General features: G+C 64.0%; 17 protein-coding genes and 1 tRNA gene. 2 read left to right on the top strand and 16 right to left on the bottom strand.

Annotation, left to right across the window (positions count from 1 at the left end; genetic code table 11):
- Positions 1-131: 131 nt before the first annotated feature.
- The 5 genes from PTE31013_RS02885 to PTE31013_RS02905 form a co-directional block, all read right to left on the bottom strand.
- Positions 132-1,079 carry a ribose-phosphate pyrophosphokinase gene (locus tag PTE31013_RS02885; protein ID WP_150611301.1) on the bottom strand — a complete coding sequence of 316 codons (948 nt, stop codon included), beginning with the start codon at positions 1,077-1,079 and terminating at the stop codon, positions 132-134.
- Between the two features lie 49 nt (positions 1,080-1,128).
- Positions 1,129-1,205 (bottom strand) — tRNA-Gln (locus PTE31013_RS02890).
- A gap of 53 nt (positions 1,206-1,258) precedes the next feature.
- A complete protein-coding gene (gene ispE, locus PTE31013_RS02895) occupies positions 1,259-2,128 on the bottom strand; it encodes a 4-(cytidine 5'-diphospho)-2-C-methyl-D-erythritol kinase (RefSeq protein ID WP_150611302.1) in 870 nt (289 codons plus the stop codon).
- Positions 2,129-2,397: 269 nt separating this feature from the next.
- Positions 2,398-3,021 carry an outer membrane lipoprotein LolB gene (locus PTE31013_RS02900; RefSeq protein ID WP_246173868.1) on the bottom strand — a complete coding sequence of 208 codons (624 nt, stop codon included), beginning with the start codon at positions 3,019-3,021 and terminating at the stop codon, positions 2,398-2,400.
- Positions 3,021-4,931 carry a tetratricopeptide repeat protein gene (locus PTE31013_RS02905; protein WP_150611303.1) on the bottom strand — a complete coding sequence of 637 codons (1,911 nt, stop codon included), beginning with the start codon at positions 4,929-4,931 and terminating at the stop codon, positions 3,021-3,023. The genes PTE31013_RS02900 and PTE31013_RS02905 overlap by 1 nt, the downstream gene beginning before the upstream one ends.
- Positions 4,932-5,010: 79 nt before the next feature.
- On the opposite strand from PTE31013_RS02905, the gene mutM reads away from it, so the two are divergent.
- On the top strand, positions 5,011-5,841 hold the full coding sequence (mutM, locus tag PTE31013_RS02910; protein ID WP_150611304.1) for a bifunctional DNA-formamidopyrimidine glycosylase/DNA-(apurinic or apyrimidinic site) lyase: 831 nt from the start codon (positions 5,011-5,013) through the stop codon (positions 5,839-5,841).
- Between the two features lie 94 nt (positions 5,842-5,935).
- A complete protein-coding gene (mutY, locus tag PTE31013_RS02915) occupies positions 5,936-7,087 on the top strand; it encodes an A/G-specific adenine glycosylase (RefSeq protein ID WP_150611305.1) in 1,152 nt (383 codons plus the stop codon).
- A 15-nt stretch (positions 7,088-7,102) separates the two neighbouring features.
- Here the strand turns inward: mutY and rapZ are convergent, their stop codons facing one another.
- From rapZ to PTE31013_RS02970, 11 genes are all read right to left on the bottom strand, one after another.
- Positions 7,103-7,978 (bottom strand): RNase adapter RapZ, encoded by an 876-nt coding sequence (gene rapZ / locus PTE31013_RS02920; protein WP_150611306.1) that lies wholly within the window; start codon positions 7,976-7,978, stop codon positions 7,103-7,105.
- A 205-nt stretch (positions 7,979-8,183) separates the two neighbouring features.
- On the bottom strand, positions 8,184-8,498 hold the full coding sequence (locus PTE31013_RS02925; RefSeq protein WP_150611307.1) for a PsiF family protein: 315 nt from the start codon (positions 8,496-8,498) through the stop codon (positions 8,184-8,186).
- Between the two features lie 156 nt (positions 8,499-8,654).
- Positions 8,655-9,620 carry an HPr(Ser) kinase/phosphatase gene (hprK, locus tag PTE31013_RS02930; protein ID WP_150588409.1) on the bottom strand — a complete coding sequence of 322 codons (966 nt, stop codon included), beginning with the start codon at positions 9,618-9,620 and terminating at the stop codon, positions 8,655-8,657.
- Between the two features lie 94 nt (positions 9,621-9,714).
- On the bottom strand, positions 9,715-10,170 hold the full coding sequence (gene ptsN / locus PTE31013_RS02935) for a PTS IIA-like nitrogen regulatory protein PtsN (protein ID WP_150611308.1): 456 nt from the start codon (positions 10,168-10,170) through the stop codon (positions 9,715-9,717).
- Positions 10,171-10,396: 226 nt separating this feature from the next.
- Complete coding sequence (hpf, locus tag PTE31013_RS02940) at positions 10,397-10,750, bottom strand: ribosome hibernation-promoting factor, HPF/YfiA family (protein ID WP_017232648.1); 354 nt, start codon at positions 10,748-10,750, stop codon at positions 10,397-10,399.
- A gap of 142 nt (positions 10,751-10,892) precedes the next feature.
- On the bottom strand, positions 10,893-12,380 hold the full coding sequence (locus PTE31013_RS02945) for an RNA polymerase factor sigma-54 (RefSeq protein WP_150611309.1): 1,488 nt from the start codon (positions 12,378-12,380) through the stop codon (positions 10,893-10,895).
- A gap of 94 nt (positions 12,381-12,474) precedes the next feature.
- Positions 12,475-13,245: an LPS export ABC transporter ATP-binding protein gene (lptB, locus tag PTE31013_RS02950; RefSeq protein WP_150611584.1), complete on the bottom strand. Its 771-nt coding sequence runs from the start codon at positions 13,243-13,245 to the stop codon at positions 12,475-12,477.
- Between the two features lie 25 nt (positions 13,246-13,270).
- Positions 13,271-13,969, bottom strand: coding sequence for a lipopolysaccharide transport periplasmic protein LptA (gene lptA, locus PTE31013_RS02955; protein WP_150611310.1), 699 nt, complete (start codon positions 13,967-13,969; stop codon positions 13,271-13,273).
- Positions 13,966-14,625 carry an LPS export ABC transporter periplasmic protein LptC gene (gene lptC / locus PTE31013_RS02960; RefSeq protein WP_150611311.1) on the bottom strand — a complete coding sequence of 220 codons (660 nt, stop codon included), beginning with the start codon at positions 14,623-14,625 and terminating at the stop codon, positions 13,966-13,968. The genes lptA and lptC overlap by 4 nt, the downstream gene beginning before the upstream one ends.
- A gap of 23 nt (positions 14,626-14,648) precedes the next feature.
- Positions 14,649-15,221 carry a KdsC family phosphatase gene (locus tag PTE31013_RS02965; RefSeq protein ID WP_150611312.1) on the bottom strand — a complete coding sequence of 191 codons (573 nt, stop codon included), beginning with the start codon at positions 15,219-15,221 and terminating at the stop codon, positions 14,649-14,651.
- A gap of 11 nt (positions 15,222-15,232) precedes the next feature.
- Complete coding sequence (locus tag PTE31013_RS02970; RefSeq protein ID WP_150611313.1) at positions 15,233-16,213, bottom strand: KpsF/GutQ family sugar-phosphate isomerase; 981 nt, start codon at positions 16,211-16,213, stop codon at positions 15,233-15,235.
- Positions 16,214-16,293: the final 80 nt, after the last annotated feature.

The following is a 16,293-nucleotide window of genomic DNA, read 5'->3' on the forward strand; positions in this document are numbered from 1 at the left end:
CCAGGCAGCGAAAACTTCCCGAATGCCGTGCAAAAAAACATCGGCTTCAGGAATGACAAAGGCGGGGAGATGCTCCCCGCCGACACAACAACGGCGCCACACCGGCGCCGTCGCAAAATTTTACCGAACGCTTATTCGGCGAACAGCGACATCACCGAGTCGCCACGACGGATACGCGAGAATGTCTCGGCGAGCAGATTGGAGCAGCTCAACTGGCGAATCTTTCCGCCCTTGCAGTCGTCACGCAGCGGGATCGTGTCCGTCACGACCACTTCGTCGAGTTCCGACACGTTGATGCGCGCCGCCGCACCGCCCGAAAGCACCGGGTGCGTGCAATACGCATAGACCTTCTGCGCGCCACGCGCCTTCAACACTTGTGCGGCTTTGCACAGCGTGCCGGCCGTGTCGACCATATCGTCCATGATGACGCAGGTGCGGCCTTCGACTTCACCGATGATGTTCATCACTTCCGCCACGTTGGCCTTCGGACGACGCTTGTCGATGATGGCCAGGTCGCAATGCAGTTGCTTTGCCAGGGCCCGCGCACGCACCACGCCGCCAATGTCCGGCGACACCACCAGCAGGTTTTCATGGTTCTGCGCGCGCACGTCGGCCAGCAGCAGCGGCGATGCGTAGATATTGTCGACCGGGATATCGAAGAAACCCTGGATCTGGTCGGCGTGCAGGTCCATCGTGATGATGCGCTCGACGCCCGCGATTTGCAGCATGTTGGCCACGACCTTCGCCGAGATCGCCACGCGCGCCGAACGGGGGCGGCGATCCTGACGGGCATAGCCGAAATATGGGATGGCGGCGGTGATCCGGCCGGCAGACGCGCGCTTGAGCGCATCGACCATGATCATCAGTTCCATCAGGTTGTCGTTGGTTGGCGCGCACGTCGACTGGAGGACGAAGACGTCCTTGCCGCGCACGTTTTCCTGGATTTCGACCTGGATCTCACCGTCCGAGAACCGGCTCGCCATGGCCTTGCCGAGGGGGATGCCAAGAGTGTCGACGACCGCTTGGGCCAGGGCGGGATTGGCGTTCCCGGTGAATACCATTAGGTTATCACTACTCATCTGGCTACCTGCGGAACGTTTGGATGCTGAGACTGCACGACAGAGAAATTGGCAGGGGAGGAAGGACTCGAACCCTCGTATGCCGGAATCAAAATCCGGTGCCTTAACCAACTTGGCGACTCCCCTACACTAACCGATGCCCTTGCCGCGTCGTAGAGAACGCAACAAAGTAAAACACTTCACGCGAAGGCGAACAACGGGTGTTCGGCCAGGCTGGAAGTCACTTGACCCAGCCAGTGCTCTGGCAATCGCTGGTATGCAGCTTCCGCATCTGCCTTTGTGTCGAATGCCGCAAACACACTGGCGCCGGACCCTGTCATACGTGCAGTGGTGAAGGTTCTGAACCAGTCAATCACTGCAGCGACTTCCGCGTATTCTCGAGTGACCGCCGCTTGCATGTCGTTACGGAAAATTTCATCCGTTCCTAACACGTTTTTGTCGGCGTGCTCAAGAAAGAACGCCATTGTGACGATCTTCGAATCCCTTGTCAACAGGGGGTCGCGAAATATTTTGTCGGTCGCGACGTGTACGCGCGGATTGACCACGAGGAAGTGGCGTTGCGGCAAATCCACGGCGTGCAATTCCTCGCCCAGTCCCTCGGCAAACGCATTGCGGCCGAAGACGAAAAACGGCACGTCGGCGCCGAGCGTCAGGGCGAGCGCCTGGAGTTCTGCGCGCGGCAGATCGAGCTGCCACATGCGATTGAGCGCGAGCAGCGTCGTTGCGGCGTCGGAGCTGCCCCCGCCGATACCGCCACCGGCGGGCAGCCGTTTCTCGATGGCAATCTCCACGCCGAAGCGAACGCCGCAATGCGCCTGCAGGAGACGGGCCGCCCGCACTGTCAGATCCGTCTCCGGCGGCACGCCCGGCAACGGGTTCGTGTGCACGATGCGGCCGTCGTCGCGACGCCCGAAATGCAGCGTATCGGCCCAGTCGATCAGTTGGAAGACGGTCTGCAGCTCGTGATAGCCGTTCGGCCGGCGTCCCACGATGTGCAGGAACAGGTTCAGCTTGGCCGGAGCCGGGCAGTCACGCAGGATTTCGTACATAGCGATGCAAAACGATAGCTGGCGAACGCCGTTGCGGCAATGTCGCAGCGATGGCGTCTCGAGGTGCGGAAGATTTCCCCCCGCGCAATTCGACCCTTTGGGGATCGCCCTTCGCGCAAGGCGCGCGTGGGATTCGACGCACGCCGGATCGGGCGGCGCCAAGCATAGCACCGTCGCGGCGCGGGCGCTCGTCTCTGCGCGGGTGCCATCCGTGCGATAACGGCGCCAAATACACGATGCTCGGGGTGCGAAGGCGGCGTCGCTCGGCGTTATTCGTCGATCACGAGCCGCACGGCCAGGGGCGATCCGCCGAGATCACGCGACAGGTCGATGCGCTTGACTCGCAGCGGCGCGCCGTCGAAAAAGGCCTGGTAGTCGATCGTCCACCCGTCCTGCTTCAACTGCGTGGGGCGCTGTGTCACGGGGTCGCGCTCGATATTCGCCTGCGACCCCGGGGCGCCTTGCATGCGCAACCAGTAGCGCAGACCGCCCACTGGCAGCGCGAAGCCCAGGGCATCGTGCATGACATCCTCGAGACGCGGACCGCTCAACGGCGCCTTGCCGGGCAATTCGAGCGATGCAAGACGCGGATTCTCGCGCACGATTGCCTGGGTTTGTCCGAGGGGGTTGAGCAATTGGACGGTCGCGTCGTCGCCGTTCTGCTGCCAATCGAAATTACCGTAGGTATTGCGCGTCTCGCCGTTCTGCTCGTAACGCACGGAGAAGCGGCCACGATAGTGTTCCACGCTGGCACCGACTGCCGACGTGACAGGCGCGGGTGGAGCGAGGCTCGCGCAACCCGCGACCAAGCCGCCAGCCGTGCAGGCCAGCGCCAGCGCCGCGGCGCGAACCGAACGCGACACCGCCCACGGAAACCGAGACATCATCTGCATTACGGCGTCACGTTGTAGCGCTTCATCGTCGCGCGCAGCGTGTCGTCGTCGCCGTCGAGCTTGAGGGCTTCACGCCAGGTCTTGCGCGCCTCGTCCTGCTGGCCCGATTCCCACAGCACCTCACCCAGATGCGCCCCGATCTCGGCCTGCGCCTGAATGCCGTAGGCGCGACGAAGCAGTTCGAGCGCCTGCGTTCTATCGCCGAGGCGATACTTCACCCAGCCCAGGCTGTCCATGATGTACGGATCTTCCGGCGCGAGCGACGACGCCTTCTGTAGCAACTTGAGCGCTTCCGGCAGACGCGTGTTGCGCACGGTCAGCGAGTAGCCAAGCGCGTTATAGGCCTGCGCGTTTTCGGGCTGCGATGCCATGACACGACGCATGGCCTTTTCCATGACCTCATAGTGCTTGTTCAGCTCGGCGACCATGCCGTACTGATACAGCAGGTCCGGATCGTCGGAATGCGTCTTGACCTCTGCGGCGAGTAGTTTTTCCGCCTCGGCATAGCGCTTTGCCTTGACGAGCAGGTCCGACTCGGCGCGCTTGAGCGCGAGTTGTTCACGTGGATCGCTCGACTTGATGCCGTGCAGCAGCGCGCGACCTTCATCGACCTTGCCCTGATCGGCGAGCAACTGCGCGCGGCCGATCTGCGCGGGCAGATAGGCGTTGCTGTCTTCGCGAATCTTCGCGAGCCACTTGTCGGCGGCGGGGTAATCCTTGCGATCCTGCGCGATCTGCGCGAGATAGACATAGGCCTGCGCGCCGTCGGCGTTCTGCTGCTCGGCTTCCGACGCGTACTTCTGCAGGTACTGTTCTGCCTGCGCCGGATGTTTGGCGTGCAGGTTGAGCAGCGCGAGCGCCATGAGCGTTGAAAGTTCGTGCGGGTAACGCTTCTCCAGCGTCTCGAACTGCTTCTGCGCCGCATCGAGCTGGTTGTCGGCCAGCAAGAGCTTGGCGTACGCGAAGCGTGCTTCCTTGGCGTTCGGATTGCGATCGAGGAACGTCTTCAATCCGGCAATGGCACTGCTGCGCTCTTCCGGCCCCATCTGGCCGTAGAGCAATGCGGCGGCTTCGTAATCGGGTTTGAGACTGAGCGCCTTTTCGAGCGATGCACGGGCGCCGGCGGTGTCGCCGGCATCGAGTTGCGACCGGGCGATGGCCAGTTGCGCCTCGGGTCGTTGCATGTCGTTCGCCAGCATTCGCTTGAGCGACTCGATACCCGTGGCGCGCTCCGGACTACGTGCGATCATCTGCTGCAGTTCGAGAATGGCCTGTCCGCGACGCGCCTCCGGCACCTTGTTCAACTCGCCGACGAGCAACGGCTCGGCTTCGGCCAGGTGGCCGGTGCCGACGTCGAGGCTGGCAAGCAACTGCGATGCAGGACGCCAGGTCGGATCAAGTTCGTGCCACAGCCGGGCGGCAATGAGCGCGTCCCCGAGCTGGCGGGCGCCGAGTGCGATCTCGACCGCACGGCGGGCCATGCGAGGGTCCTTCGTGCGATTGGCCAGGGCGACATAGGTATTGAAGGCCGGCGCGAGGTTGCCTTGCTGCAGGCTCAACTCGGCGGCCATCACTTCGAATACGATTTCGCTGGTGAGTGCGACATTCGGAAGTTTTTCGCGCGGGATGTTTTCGTTGGACGGTACGGCCTCGCCGCCGCCCTCCGCGACGGCGCCGCTTGCTACCGCGGGCGCGCTTGCGGGGGCCGCCTGCACCGCCGGTGAGGGCTGTGCGAACGCGTTCGACGATGGCAGGAATGCCATGATGGCGCTGGCGCAGGTCACGCCAAGCGCCGTTGCACCGGCCCAGGCCCCGCGTGCCAGGGCGCCGCGCAGGCGCAAAACCACGGGTGCCACGGTGAGCGCCGTGTCGGCAGCGGGGAGGATGGGCTGGAATCGGGTGTTCGGCATAGGGATCCACGACAGGTTTCGAGCGATTGTAGCGCGCCCGATACAATAGAGTCTAAATCCTCAGCAAACGTTCGCAGGCATGCCTGAACTCCCAGAAGTCGAAGTCACCCGCCGCGGGATTGCGCCGCACGTGGCGGGCGCGCGCGTCGCGCGTATCGACGTGCGCAACGCCTCGTTGCGCTGGCCGGTGCCCGATGGCCTCGACACGCTCCTGCGCGGCGAAACGCTCGTCGGCGTGACCCGTCGCGGCAAGTACCTGCTGCTGGAATATGCCCCCGGCTGGCTGCTGGTGCACCTGGGCATGACCGGCACATTGCGCGTCCTGCCCGAACCGCAGGCGCTGCCCACCGCCGGCGTGCACGACCACATCGATCTGGTGTTCGAACGATGTGCGCTGCGCTATCGCGATCCGCGCCGCTTCGGCGCGGTGCTGTTCCATCCGCGCTCGGCGGGCGACGTGCTGACGCATCCGCTGCTCGCCAGTCTCGGTGTCGAGCCGCTGACGGACGACTTCGACGGCCAATGGCTTTACGCAGGCACCCGCGGGCGAACCGTCGCCATCAAGCAGGCGCTGCTTGCGGGCAACATCGTGGTTGGCGTGGGCAATATCTATGCGTCCGAGAGCCTGTTCCGCGCCGGCATCGCGCCGCGCCTGCCAGCGGGCAAACTGTCTCGGCCGCGCGCGGAAAAGCTCGCTCAGGCGATCAAGGACGTGCTTGCCGCGGCGATCGAGAAGGGCGGCAGCACATTGCGCGACTTCGTCGGCAGCGACGGCAATCGAGGCTATTTCCAGCAGGAGTATTTCGTCTACGATCGTGCCGGGCAACCGTGTCGCGTGTGCGGCACCCCCATCCGGCAGATCGTGCAAGGGCAGCGCTCCACGTTCTTCTGCCCGCATTGTCAGAAATAACGCATGCGGCGATGACAGTCCGCGTGGCCGAACGGCGATTTGGCATCGCAGCGCCTGGTCTGCTGTCGTCTACGATGCCCCTCAAGAAAACGATATGAACGATTCCCCGAACGACTCCACGGCCGGCTCGCTGGCGGGCACTTTTGCCGAGCGTCTGATTGCCTGGCAGGCCGAGCACGGCCGTCACGACCTGCCATGGCAGAACACGCGTGACGCTTACCGGATCTGGCTCTCCGAGATCATGTTGCAGCAGACGCAGGTCGCGACCGTGATTCCGTACTACGCGCGGTTTCTCGAGCGCTTCCCCGACGTCGCCGCGCTGGCGAGCGCCGCGCAGGACGACGTGATGGCCCTCTGGAGCGGCCTGGGCTACTACTCGCGGGCGCGCAATCTGCATCGCTGCGCGCAAGTCGTGGTCGCCGAGCACGGCGGCCGCTTCCCGGCAGACCCCGAGGCGCTGGCCTCGCTACCGGGCATTGGTCGTTCGACGGCCGCGGCGATTGCCGCGTTCGCCTACGATGCGCACGCCGCGATTCTCGATGGCAACGTCAAGCGGGTGCTCGCGCGGGTGTTCGGCATCGAGGGATTTCCGGGCGCCCCGAAGATCGAGCGGGACATGTGGACGCTGGCCGAATCCTTGCTGCCCCAGCGCGACTTGCCGGCCTACACCCAGGGGATGATGGATCTGGGCGCAACCCTGTGCGGTCGGGGCAAGCCGCGTTGCGGCGAGTGCCCGTTCGACAGTGATTGCATCGCGCATGCGACGGGGCGCGAGCGTACCTTGCCGACGTCCAGACCCAAGAAGGCGCAGCCGGAACGTTATGTCGATGTACTGGTGATTTACGCGGGAGAGCGCGTGTTGTTCGAGCGACGCCCGGACAGCGGCATCTGGGGCGGCTTGTGGAGCCTGCCGGAGCTGACGCCGCCGACCGACGCGCGTGACGCGGACGATACGTCGCTGCGCGCGCGTCTGAGCGCCCATGCGGCCACGCTCGGTGCGGGCGAGGGCAGGGTGCGCTCGCTCGAACCGCTGCATGGACTCACGCACGTCTTCACGCATTTCCGGCTGCACTTGCGGCCGTGGCGGGTGATGCTGGAATCTGCGTCGCCGTCGAACGGCGCTCGCCACGCGTGGCTGGACGCCGCGGGCGTTGCCGCTGCCGGCCTGCCGTCGCCGATCCGCAAGATTGCCGACGCCTTGTCCATCGGATCGCTGAGCGACGGCCAACTATCCTTGCCGACCTGAACGCGTCGGCTTGATTCAGCTTGTCGACTCGACCGGGGCGAGTTCGCGATGGCGCACCAGCACGCTGGCTTTGGTGCGAAAGCGCTGGCCTAACGTTTCGGCGATGAACACGGAGCGATGCTGGCCACCTGTGCAGCCGATCGCCACCGTCAGATAGCTGCGGTTGTCGCGCATATAGCTCGGCAGCCACTTCTGCAGATAGGCGCCAATGTCGTTGATCATCTCGTCGACTTCGGGGATGGCCGACAGGAAGTCAATCACCGGTTGATCGCGGCCGGTCAGCGGACGCAGTAGCGCGTCGTAATACGGATTGGGCAGCGAGCGCACGTCGAAGACGAGGTCGGCGTCGAGTGGCACGCCGTGTTTGAAGCCGAAGGACTCGAACATCAGCGTGAGTCCGGCGTGATCGTGCTGGACGAACTCGCGGATCCAGCGGCGCAGCGCACTCGCGCGCAAATTGCTGGTGTCGATCTGGTGGCCGAGTTCGGCCACGCTGTTCAGCATTTCGCGCTCTTTCTCGATGGCCTCGACGAGCGAGCCATTCACCGAGACGGTATCGTCGCCCCCCACGGAAAGGGGGTGGCGGCGGCGCGTCTCCGAGAATCTCTGTACCAGCGTCTGCGTGGTGGCGTTGAGGAACAGCGTACGTACGTCATGACCGAAGCGGCGCAGACCGCCGATGATCGGCGGCAGGTCGGCGAGCGAGCCGCCGCTGCGCGCGTCGATGGCGACCGCGAGACGCGTGTAGTTCTGCGTCTCGAGATATTCAGCGAGTTCAGGCAGAAAGCGCGACGGCAGATTGTCGACGCAGTAGTAACCCGCATCCTCGAGGACGTTCAGGGCGAGCGACTTGCCGGAACCCGAAACGCCGGTAATCAGTACGATCTTCATGAGATTCCCCGGATACAACGATCATGGTAAGCGATTGTGTCGTATGGGTGTCGAGCCGCCAAAAACACGAATGTTCCGTGAGTTATTGCTTCATTTACGAAAAAGGATGCGCGACAAACGACAACGGCGCCCGCAAGGGGCGCCGTTGGGTAAGCGTACTGGCATTCCATCGGCTAAGCGCCAGAACGTCGGCGCGGGAAAGTTCTCAGGGCGCTGCCTTGTTCGACAGGCATTCCTTCATGAAGGCCTTGCGTTCGTCGCCCTTCTTGCTGCCGGCCTGGGCATTACAGGTCTTCATCTTTTCCTGCTGGGTCGGCTTGGCGGCGGGTTTGCTCGACAGGCATTCCTTCATGAAGGCCTTGCGCTCGTCGCCCTTCTTGCTGCCGGCTTGCGCATTGCAGGCCCCCATCTTGCTCTGCTGGGAATTGGCGGTCTTGGGTGCCGGGGCGGCCGTCTGGGCAAACACGGGCGATGCGAGCAGCGGGGATACCAGAAGCAATGCAGCAAGTGCTTTTTTCATGATCGTCTCTCCATAAGGTCGACACGCACGGGGTTGGGCCGCGTGGCGATTACAACATGAAAGAAAACGCGCCGCAATCGCGTGGCGTTGACAGAAAGACGCAAAAATTTCGGTAAACCCGCGGCATTCACCCGGTGTTTTTTTGCCGCCCGGGGCTCAGAGCAGCCGGTTCTGCATGCCGTCCGGGTCCTGCATGGCCTGGCGCTGGCGTTCCATGAAGTCCTTGAGGGTGTCGATGCCGCGCAGTTGAAGGATCGTATTGCGCACGGCGGCTTCGACCAGCACGGCGAGGTTTCGCCCGGCTGCCACTTGCAGAATCACCTTGTTGATCGGAAGGCCCAGCACGTCCACCGTCTGCGCTTCGAGCGGCAGCCGCTGGAATTCTCCGTCGGGGCGGCGCACCAACTGAACGATCAGCTTGAGCTTCATCTTCCGGCGCACGGCCGTCTCACCAAAGATCGTCTTGATGTCGAGCAACCCCAGGCCGCGCACTTCCAGCAGGTTTTGCAGCAGCGGTGGGCAGCGGCCTTCGACGAAATCCGGCCCGAGGCGCACGAAATCGACGGCGTCGTCCGCCACCAGTCCGTGGCCGCGGCTGATCAGTTCCAGGCCGAGTTCGCTCTTGCCGAGGCCAGAATCGCCAGTGAGCAGCACCCCCATGCCCAGAATGTCGAGAAATACGCCGTGCATCGTGCATCGCGGGGCGAACACGCGCGAAATGTACATGCGCAGACTGTCGATGACGGCTGCCGTCGACATCGGCGTGGTGAACAGCGGCGTGGAGGAGCGGGTGCAGCGCAGCACCAGGTCGGGCGGGGCTTCGAGACCGTCCGCGACCACGAGGAATGGCGGCTCGAGCGCGATGACTTCGCCCATGTGGCGCTTGCGGTTTTCGTCCGTCAGGCGCTGGTAGTAGCGCAGCTCGGCCTCACCGAGGACCTGGATCCGGTTCGGGTGAATCAGGTTCAAGTGACCCACGAGGTCGGCGCTGGAGGTGGCCGTCGCCACGCTCTCGGGCGTGAAGCCGCGCTCCCACCCCTCGTGGCCCGTCAGCCACGACAAACGCAGCGTGGCGGCGTTGTCGTCGAAAATGCTTTGCGCGTTGATGCCGGTCAGTTCCACCGCGTCGCCTCGTTCGGTTGGGGTTGGGAGCTACGGGGTTCGTCCAGCGTCGCGGCGCATACCCGGCTGCCGGGGTACCCGCGCTTGCGCTGGCTCAGGGTTGCCAGTTCGCGAGCGCGGCGTGAATATCGTCGGCGCTCGGTGCGGTGGTCAATGTCTCGCGCATCGAGCGATCCGAGAGCAACTGCGCAATCTCGGACAAAATCTCGAGATGCTGCTGCGTTGCCTGCTCCGGTACCAACAGGAAGAACAACAGGGATACCGGCTGCGCGTCGGGGGCCTCGAACGGAATCGGATCGTCCAGCCGCACGAAGGCCGCCATCGGATGCTTGAGGCCCTTGATGCGCCCGTGCGGAATGGCCACGCCTTCTCCCAGTCCGGTCGAGCCAAGACGCTCGCGTGCGAACAGATTGTCGGTGACAAGCGCGCGCGACAGGCCGGCATTGTTCTCGAAGAGAAGTCCGGCTTGCTCGAAGACGCGCTTCTTGCTGGTGACAGACAGTCCAAGCAGGATGTTGGACGCAGGTAAGAGTTTGACTAAACGGTTCATCTTGTAATGCGGGCGAACGCTTGGCCGCCCTCCAGCCCCCGATTGACCTCGCATTATAGACCACCCGCCGCCATGCTCCCGGCGATGCGCGGGAGCATACAAAAGGGGCCGTTCAACGGCCCCGCGGTGGGTGATGCCAGACTTACGACAGACGTCGATGCGCTCGTGTGGTTCCGCGCGAATTGGCGCCAGTGTCAGTCGGTGCGGCTACCATGCCCGGGCAGACTCATTGCAGCGGTTCCGCTTCGGGAGGTTCCTGGTGCTTGAGGGCCTCGCGGCCATGATCCTGAACCTTGTCCTTGTATTGCATAACCTTGCGGTCGAGCATGTCGATCAGCTTGTCGATGGCGGCATACATATTCTCGTCACACTTCTCGACGAAAATCTCCTTGCCCTTGAGATACACGGTGACGCTCGCGATCTGGCGTCCGGTCTTCTCCTTGGTCTTGTCGACAGATAGGATCACCTCGGCACCGATGAGCTGGTCGAAATGGCGCAACACGCGTTCGAGCTTGTTGACCACGAATTCGCGCAGCGAAGGCGTGAGTTCGAGATGATGTCCACTGATCTTCAGATTCATAGCTGCTCTCCTTGCTGAAATGCCGAAGTGCAGGCCGCGTCATGAGCAACGCTGGCTAGCGGGAGTGCGAGCCATTGTCGTGACGCAATGTCGCACTGCGGCGTAATGCCCCAGCGAGCCAAGATGGCACACCAGGACCGTCCTACAAAGATTTGCGCAAGTTCACTGCGGGAATTCGCATGGCTTCGCGGTATTTCGCGACGGTGCGTCGCGCTACCACGAACCCTTGCTCTGCCAGCAGCTCCGCGATACGGCTGTCGGAAAGGGGGCTCTGCGGATCTTCGGCTCCTATGAGTTGCTTGATGAGTGCGCGGATGGCGGTCGATGATGCCGCGCCCCCGGCTTCCGTGGCCACGTGTGAACCAAAGAAGTACTTCAGCTCGAAGGTTCCAAACGGAGTGAGCATGTACTTACTGGTAGTCACGCGTGAAATCGTGGATTCATGTAAACCCAGCGTATCAGCAATCTCGCGTAAAACCAAGGGCCGCATGCCGATTTCGCCGTGCGTGAAGAAGTTCTTCTGGCGCTCCACGATCGCCTGCGACACCCGCAGGATCGTGTCGAAGCGCTGCTGGATGTTCTTGATGAGCCAGCGCGCTTCCTGGAGCTGCTGTTGCAGGTTGCCGGTTCCCGGCGCGGTGCGGTTGTTGCGAAGGATGCGCGCATACATTTCGTTGATGCGCAGGCGCGGCATGACTTCGGGATTGAGTTCGGCGGTCCAGCCGCCGCCCTGCCTGCGCACGAGCACGTCGGGGATGACGTAATCGGCCTGCGGCGTGCCGTAGGCGGCCCCCGGGAACGGGTCGAGCGAACGAATCAGTTGATGCGCGGCGCGCAAGGCGTCTTCGCTCACCCCCAGCAGGCGGCGCAAGCGGGTGTAATCGCGCGCGGCGAGCAGTTCCAGATGATCGGAGACGATGCGCAGCGAGAGTGTTCGAACGCTGCTCGCGGGCAGTCGCTGGAGTTGCAGACGCAGGCATTCTGAAGGGCTGCGAGCTCCCACGCCGGCCGGATCGAAGCTTTGCAGCAGCGCAAGTGCGGCATTGATCTCTTCCGTCTCGAGCGCCAGCTCTTCGGGCATTTCCGCCTGAATTTCATCGAGCATGCTGCCGAGATAGCCGTCTTCGTCGAGCGATTCGATCAGGAACCCCACCAGCGCGCGATCGCGCGGGCTGGCCTTGGTCAGGCGCAACTGGGTCAACAGGTGTTCGCGAAGATTGGGATGGTCGACGTGCAGTTGCGGCCGCCCATTGTCGTCGTCGTCCGACGCACTGCCCGAGCGGGCGAAATCGTTCAGGCTCCAGTCGTTGCCGCTGTCCTGCGCGTTGTCGTCGAAGCGGGTCTCGCCGTCGAGTTCGCGAGCGTCGTCGCGGCCATTGGCCGATTCCGGCGCGTCGCCGGGGCTGCTGCTCGATGCACTTCGCTCATTGCGCAGCGACCCATCCGTGCCCACACGGATCGTGCCGGCGAGCCAATCGTCCTCGCGTTCGAGCATCGGGTTCTGCGTGAGGGCGTGCTCGACTTCCTGCTGGAGTTCGAGCGTCGACAGTTGCAGCAACCGGATGGATTGCTGTAACTGCGGCGTGAGGGTCAGGTGCTGCGAGGTGCGGAGTTGAAGAGTCGGTTTCATAGCGTGTCTCGCCTTCATTGTAGAGGCTTTGTTACGCCAGCGGAACCGGCCCGGCCTCCTATCGGAGGCAGGGTTTACATGCGAAAAATTTGCTTTACATCCGGAAATTCTCGCCCAGATACACGCGCCGGACGCTTTCGTCGGCCACGATCTGGTCGGGCGTGCCGGCGGCGAGCACCGACCCTTCGCTGATGATGTAGGCGTGATCGCAGATGCCCAGCGTCTCGCGTACGTTGTGGTCGGTAATCAGGACACCGATGCCACGATCTTTCAGAAAGCGCACGATTCGCTGGATTTCCAGCACGGCGATCGGATCGACGCCCGCAAACGGTTCGTCAAGCAAAATGAAGCGCGGTTGCGTGGCCAGCGCACGGGCGATTTCCACGCGGCGGCGCTCGCCGCCTGAGAGCGACATCGCCGGGTTCTCGCGCAGATGGCTCACCTGCAACTCGTCAAGCAGCGCTTCGATGCGGCGTTCGATTTCGTCGCGCTTGAGCGGCTTGCCCTGCGCGTCGAGCTGCAATTCGAGCACGGCGCGGATGTTGTCCTCGACCGTGAGTTTGCGGAAGACGGACGCTTCCTGCGGCAGATACGAGACCCCCATGCGAGCGCGCTCGTGAATCGGCAACTCGCTGATCACGTTGCCGTCGAGCTTGATTTCGCCGTCGTCGGCGGGCACGAGGCCCACGATCATGTAGAACGATGTCGTCTTGCCCGCGCCGTTCGGACCGAGCAGTCCCACGACTTCGCCGCTCTTCACGTCGAGCGAGACGTCCTTGACGACCGTACGGGCACCATATTGCTTCTTGAGCGAGCGCACGACGAGCGCACTCGGCTTGCCCGACGGGTCGGCGCCCTGATGGATCGTCGATGTGTTGCTGTTCACAGGATTACTCACGCGGATTCCCAATGCTTTTGGACGGCGACAGCGGCGGCAGGTCGCCCTTGGGCGCCGCTGCCGGCTTGCTCGTGCCGCCCGCGCTCGCCTGGTTCGCGCCAGTGGCATTGCGCGGGGCAAGCGTGGCACGCACGCGGCCGTTCGGATTGTTGGCGTTGACCTGATCGGCCCCGCTGTTGGCGGTGTAGACCTCGTTGTATGTGTCGTACGTAATCACGCTGCCGTGAATCTCGTCGAGCACCTTCGTGCCGCCGGCCAGGCGCTTGAGCGTCGCCTGCGTGGTGAGCGTGGCGACTTCCGTCTTGCCGTTGTAGTAGATCGTCTGGCCCCAGCCGTCGATGTATTCGTCCAGGCCGTCTCGCTTCTGGCGCATGTAGGCGAGCGGGCCACCCGGCTTGTAGTAGGCCGTGGCGTACTGATAGCCCTCCGGATCCTGCGTCACCTCGACGCGATCGGCCTTGAGGAGAATCGTCCCCTTGGTCATCGTCACGTTACCGGTGAAGATGTTGACCTGCTTGAGGTCGTCGTAGCTCATGTGATCCGACTCGATGTTGAGCGGCTTGTCGCGGTCGGCGCGTTCGGCATGGGCGAGCGGCGACGCGAGGGCGCCGAGCACGGCGACGGCGGTAGCCAGTGCGCGAAGGGCACGCAGCGACAGGGAAACGGGGCGCGGTTGGCGGCGATCGGTCATGGGGTCTTGGGGCCCGGTTTGGTCTGGGGTGGCGCGCTCGGCGCGGTGGCCGGTGCCGGGCGATTGCCGCCCAGTTCCGCCGGCTGGATCGTGCCGTGCACATTGCCGAGCAATTGTACGGCGCGTGAGATGTTATTGAAAATCATGCCGTCGCCGTACATCACGGACGAACCGCGGAAAAGCTGGACCGGCAATTCCGTGCGCACGATGTCGTCATTCATGAGGACCTGGAAGTGCTCGGACAGCGCGCGCATCTGCGGATCGCGCGGTCCGGCCTGACGCGTCACGACCGCGTTGTCGTACAAATCGACGACCGACATGTCGGCATTGAGCGTGCCGCGCTTGCCCGTGGCCGTCACTTCCGGTTGATCCGGCGTAAACGCGCGCACGGCGGGCATGGTCATGGCCGTGGTCTGGTCGTCCTCGTAATGCGTCATGTGCACGGCGTTGACGCGATATTGCGTGAGGCCGGTCGCCGACAACGTGGAGATCACCATGTCATCGGCAAAGTAGTCCGGGATGTGCTGCTTCACGTACGGCGCGCGATCGGCATCCGACGGCAGCGTGCGTTGCACGAGCCAGTACGTGCCGGCGGCCAGGCCAGCGAGCACGACGATGGCGATCAGGGATGCGGGCGAGACGCGTTGCGTGGCCATGAGTGATCGGCTCCCGGGACGCGTCAGGCGAGGGCTTCGGCGAGCAGGGCGTCGTAACGTCCCTGAGCGCGCAGGATAAAGTCGCACAGCTCGCGCACGGCGCCTTCGCCACCACGCGTGGCGGCAATCCAGTGGCTGCGCGCCTTCACTTCGATATGGGCATTGGCCGGGCAGGCCGCGAAGCCGACGCGGCTGAGGATTGGCAGATCGGGCCAGTCGTCGCCGATATGTCCACACACTTCGGCCGTCACGGACACCTTGGCGCACAGGTCTTCGAAGGCGGCGCGCTTGTCCTGTACGCCTTGATAAACGTGAGCGACGCGAAGATCGGCCGCGCGCCTGGCGACGATCTCGGACTGACGGCCGGTGATGATGGCCGTGACGATGCCGACTTCGGCGAGCAGCTTCAGGCCGTGGCCGTCGAGCGAATCGAAAGTCTTGATGACTTCGCCGGCCGGGCCGTAGCGCAGGCCGCCGTCGGTAAGCACCCCGTCGACATCGAACACCATGACACGCAGGCGCGCGGCGCGCGCCGCGGCGGCGGTCGTGTCATTCGGGGTGGAATGGGTGGGCTGGGCGATGCTGGGCTGATTCATGGGCAAGCGGCTCACACGACCTTGGCGGCGAACAGGTCGTGCACGTTCAGCGCACCGACGAGGCGCTCATTCTCGGTCACGAGCAATTGCGTGATGCCGAAACGTTCCATCAGTTCGGCGGCTTCGGCGGCGAGTTGATCGGGGCCGATGCTGCGCGGGCCGGCCTTCATGACGTCGGCCAGCGTGAGCGTGGTGAAATCGAGCGTGCGCTTGAACAGGCGGCGCAGGTCGCCATCCGTAAAGATGCCCACGACGTGATCGTCGGCATCGACGATGGCCGTCATGCCCAGGCCTTTGGCGGTCATCTCCAGCAGCGCGTCGGACAGGCTGGCGTCGGCGCGCACCCGCGGCACGCGCTCGCCAGTGCGCATGACATCGCTTACGAACGTGAGCAGGCGTCGGCCGAGCGCGCCGCCCGGATGCGAGCGGGCGAAGTCCTCGGCGCCGAAGCCGCGCGCGTCGAGCAGCGTGACGGCAAGCGCATCGCCCAGGGCGAGGGCCGCCGTGGTGCTGGCCGTCGGGGCGAGGCCCAGCGGGCAGGCTTCCTTGTCGACGTGCGCATCGAGGTGCACGTCGGACAGGCGGCCCAGGCTGGAAGCGGCGTTGCCGGTCATGGCGATGAGCTTTGCGCCGATGCGCTTTATCATCGGGAGAATGCTGACGAGTTCGCCCGTCTCGCCCGAGTTGGACAGCGCGACGACGACATCGTCGGTCGTGATCATGCCCAGGTCGCCGTGGCTGGCTTCGGCGGGGTGAACGAAGAAGGCGGGCGTGCCGGTGCTGGCGAACGTGGCGGCCAGTTTACGGCCGATGTGGCCCGACTTGCCCATTCCGGTGACGACCACGCGCCCGCGACAGGCGAGCAGCAGCGAGATCGCTTCGAAGAAGCTGTCGTCGAGGTGCGCGGAGACGCGTTCGATGGCGTCGGCTTCCGTGCGCAACACCTCCCGGGCGACCTCGAGTGCCCGGCCTGGATTGATTTTCGCTATCATGCGCGGAGTATATCAAAACGCACGCTGCGCCGAGGACAGCCGCGCCAGGCTTGGGCCTGCGCAGATCGGAGTCGCTCAGA

This window comes from Pandoraea terrigena (assembly GCF_902459705.1).
In the GTDB taxonomy this organism is placed as follows: Bacteria; Pseudomonadota; Gammaproteobacteria; order Burkholderiales; family Burkholderiaceae; genus Pandoraea; species Pandoraea terrigena.

Bases quoted from the DNA above. Each gene is read 5' to 3' on its own strand.
- PTE31013_RS02885 (WP_150611301.1), bottom strand. From the start codon at position 1,079: ATGAGTAGTGATAACCTAATGGTATTCACCGGGAACGCCAATCCCGCC.
- ispE (WP_150611302.1), bottom strand. From the start codon at position 2,128: ATGTACGAAATCCTGCGTGACTGCCCGGCTCCGGCCAAGCTGAACCTG.
- PTE31013_RS02900 (WP_246173868.1), bottom strand. From the start codon at position 3,021: ATGCAGATGATGTCTCGGTTTCCGTGGGCGGTGTCGCGTTCGGTTCGC.
- PTE31013_RS02905 (WP_150611303.1), bottom strand. From the start codon at position 4,931: ATGCCGAACACCCGATTCCAGCCCATCCTCCCCGCTGCCGACACGGCG.
- mutM (WP_150611304.1), top strand. From the start codon at position 5,011: ATGCCTGAACTCCCAGAAGTCGAAGTCACCCGCCGCGGGATTGCGCCG.
- mutY (WP_150611305.1), top strand. From the start codon at position 5,936: ATGAACGATTCCCCGAACGACTCCACGGCCGGCTCGCTGGCGGGCACT.
- rapZ (WP_150611306.1), bottom strand. From the start codon at position 7,978: ATGAAGATCGTACTGATTACCGGCGTTTCGGGTTCCGGCAAGTCGCTC.
- PTE31013_RS02925 (WP_150611307.1), bottom strand. From the start codon at position 8,498: ATGAAAAAAGCACTTGCTGCATTGCTTCTGGTATCCCCGCTGCTCGCA.
- ptsN (WP_150611308.1), bottom strand. From the start codon at position 10,170: ATGAACCGTTTAGTCAAACTCTTACCTGCGTCCAACATCCTGCTTGGA.
- hpf (WP_017232648.1), bottom strand. From the start codon at position 10,750: ATGAATCTGAAGATCAGTGGACATCATCTCGAACTCACGCCTTCGCTG.
- PTE31013_RS02945 (WP_150611309.1), bottom strand. From the start codon at position 12,380: ATGAAACCGACTCTTCAACTCCGCACCTCGCAGCACCTGACCCTCACG.
- lptA (WP_150611310.1), bottom strand. From the start codon at position 13,969: ATGACCGATCGCCGCCAACCGCGCCCCGTTTCCCTGTCGCTGCGTGCC.
- lptC (WP_150611311.1), bottom strand. From the start codon at position 14,625: ATGGCCACGCAACGCGTCTCGCCCGCATCCCTGATCGCCATCGTCGTG.
- PTE31013_RS02965 (WP_150611312.1), bottom strand. From the start codon at position 15,221: ATGAATCAGCCCAGCATCGCCCAGCCCACCCATTCCACCCCGAATGAC.
- PTE31013_RS02970 (WP_150611313.1), bottom strand. From the start codon at position 16,213: ATGATAGCGAAAATCAATCCAGGCCGGGCACTCGAGGTCGCCCGGGAG.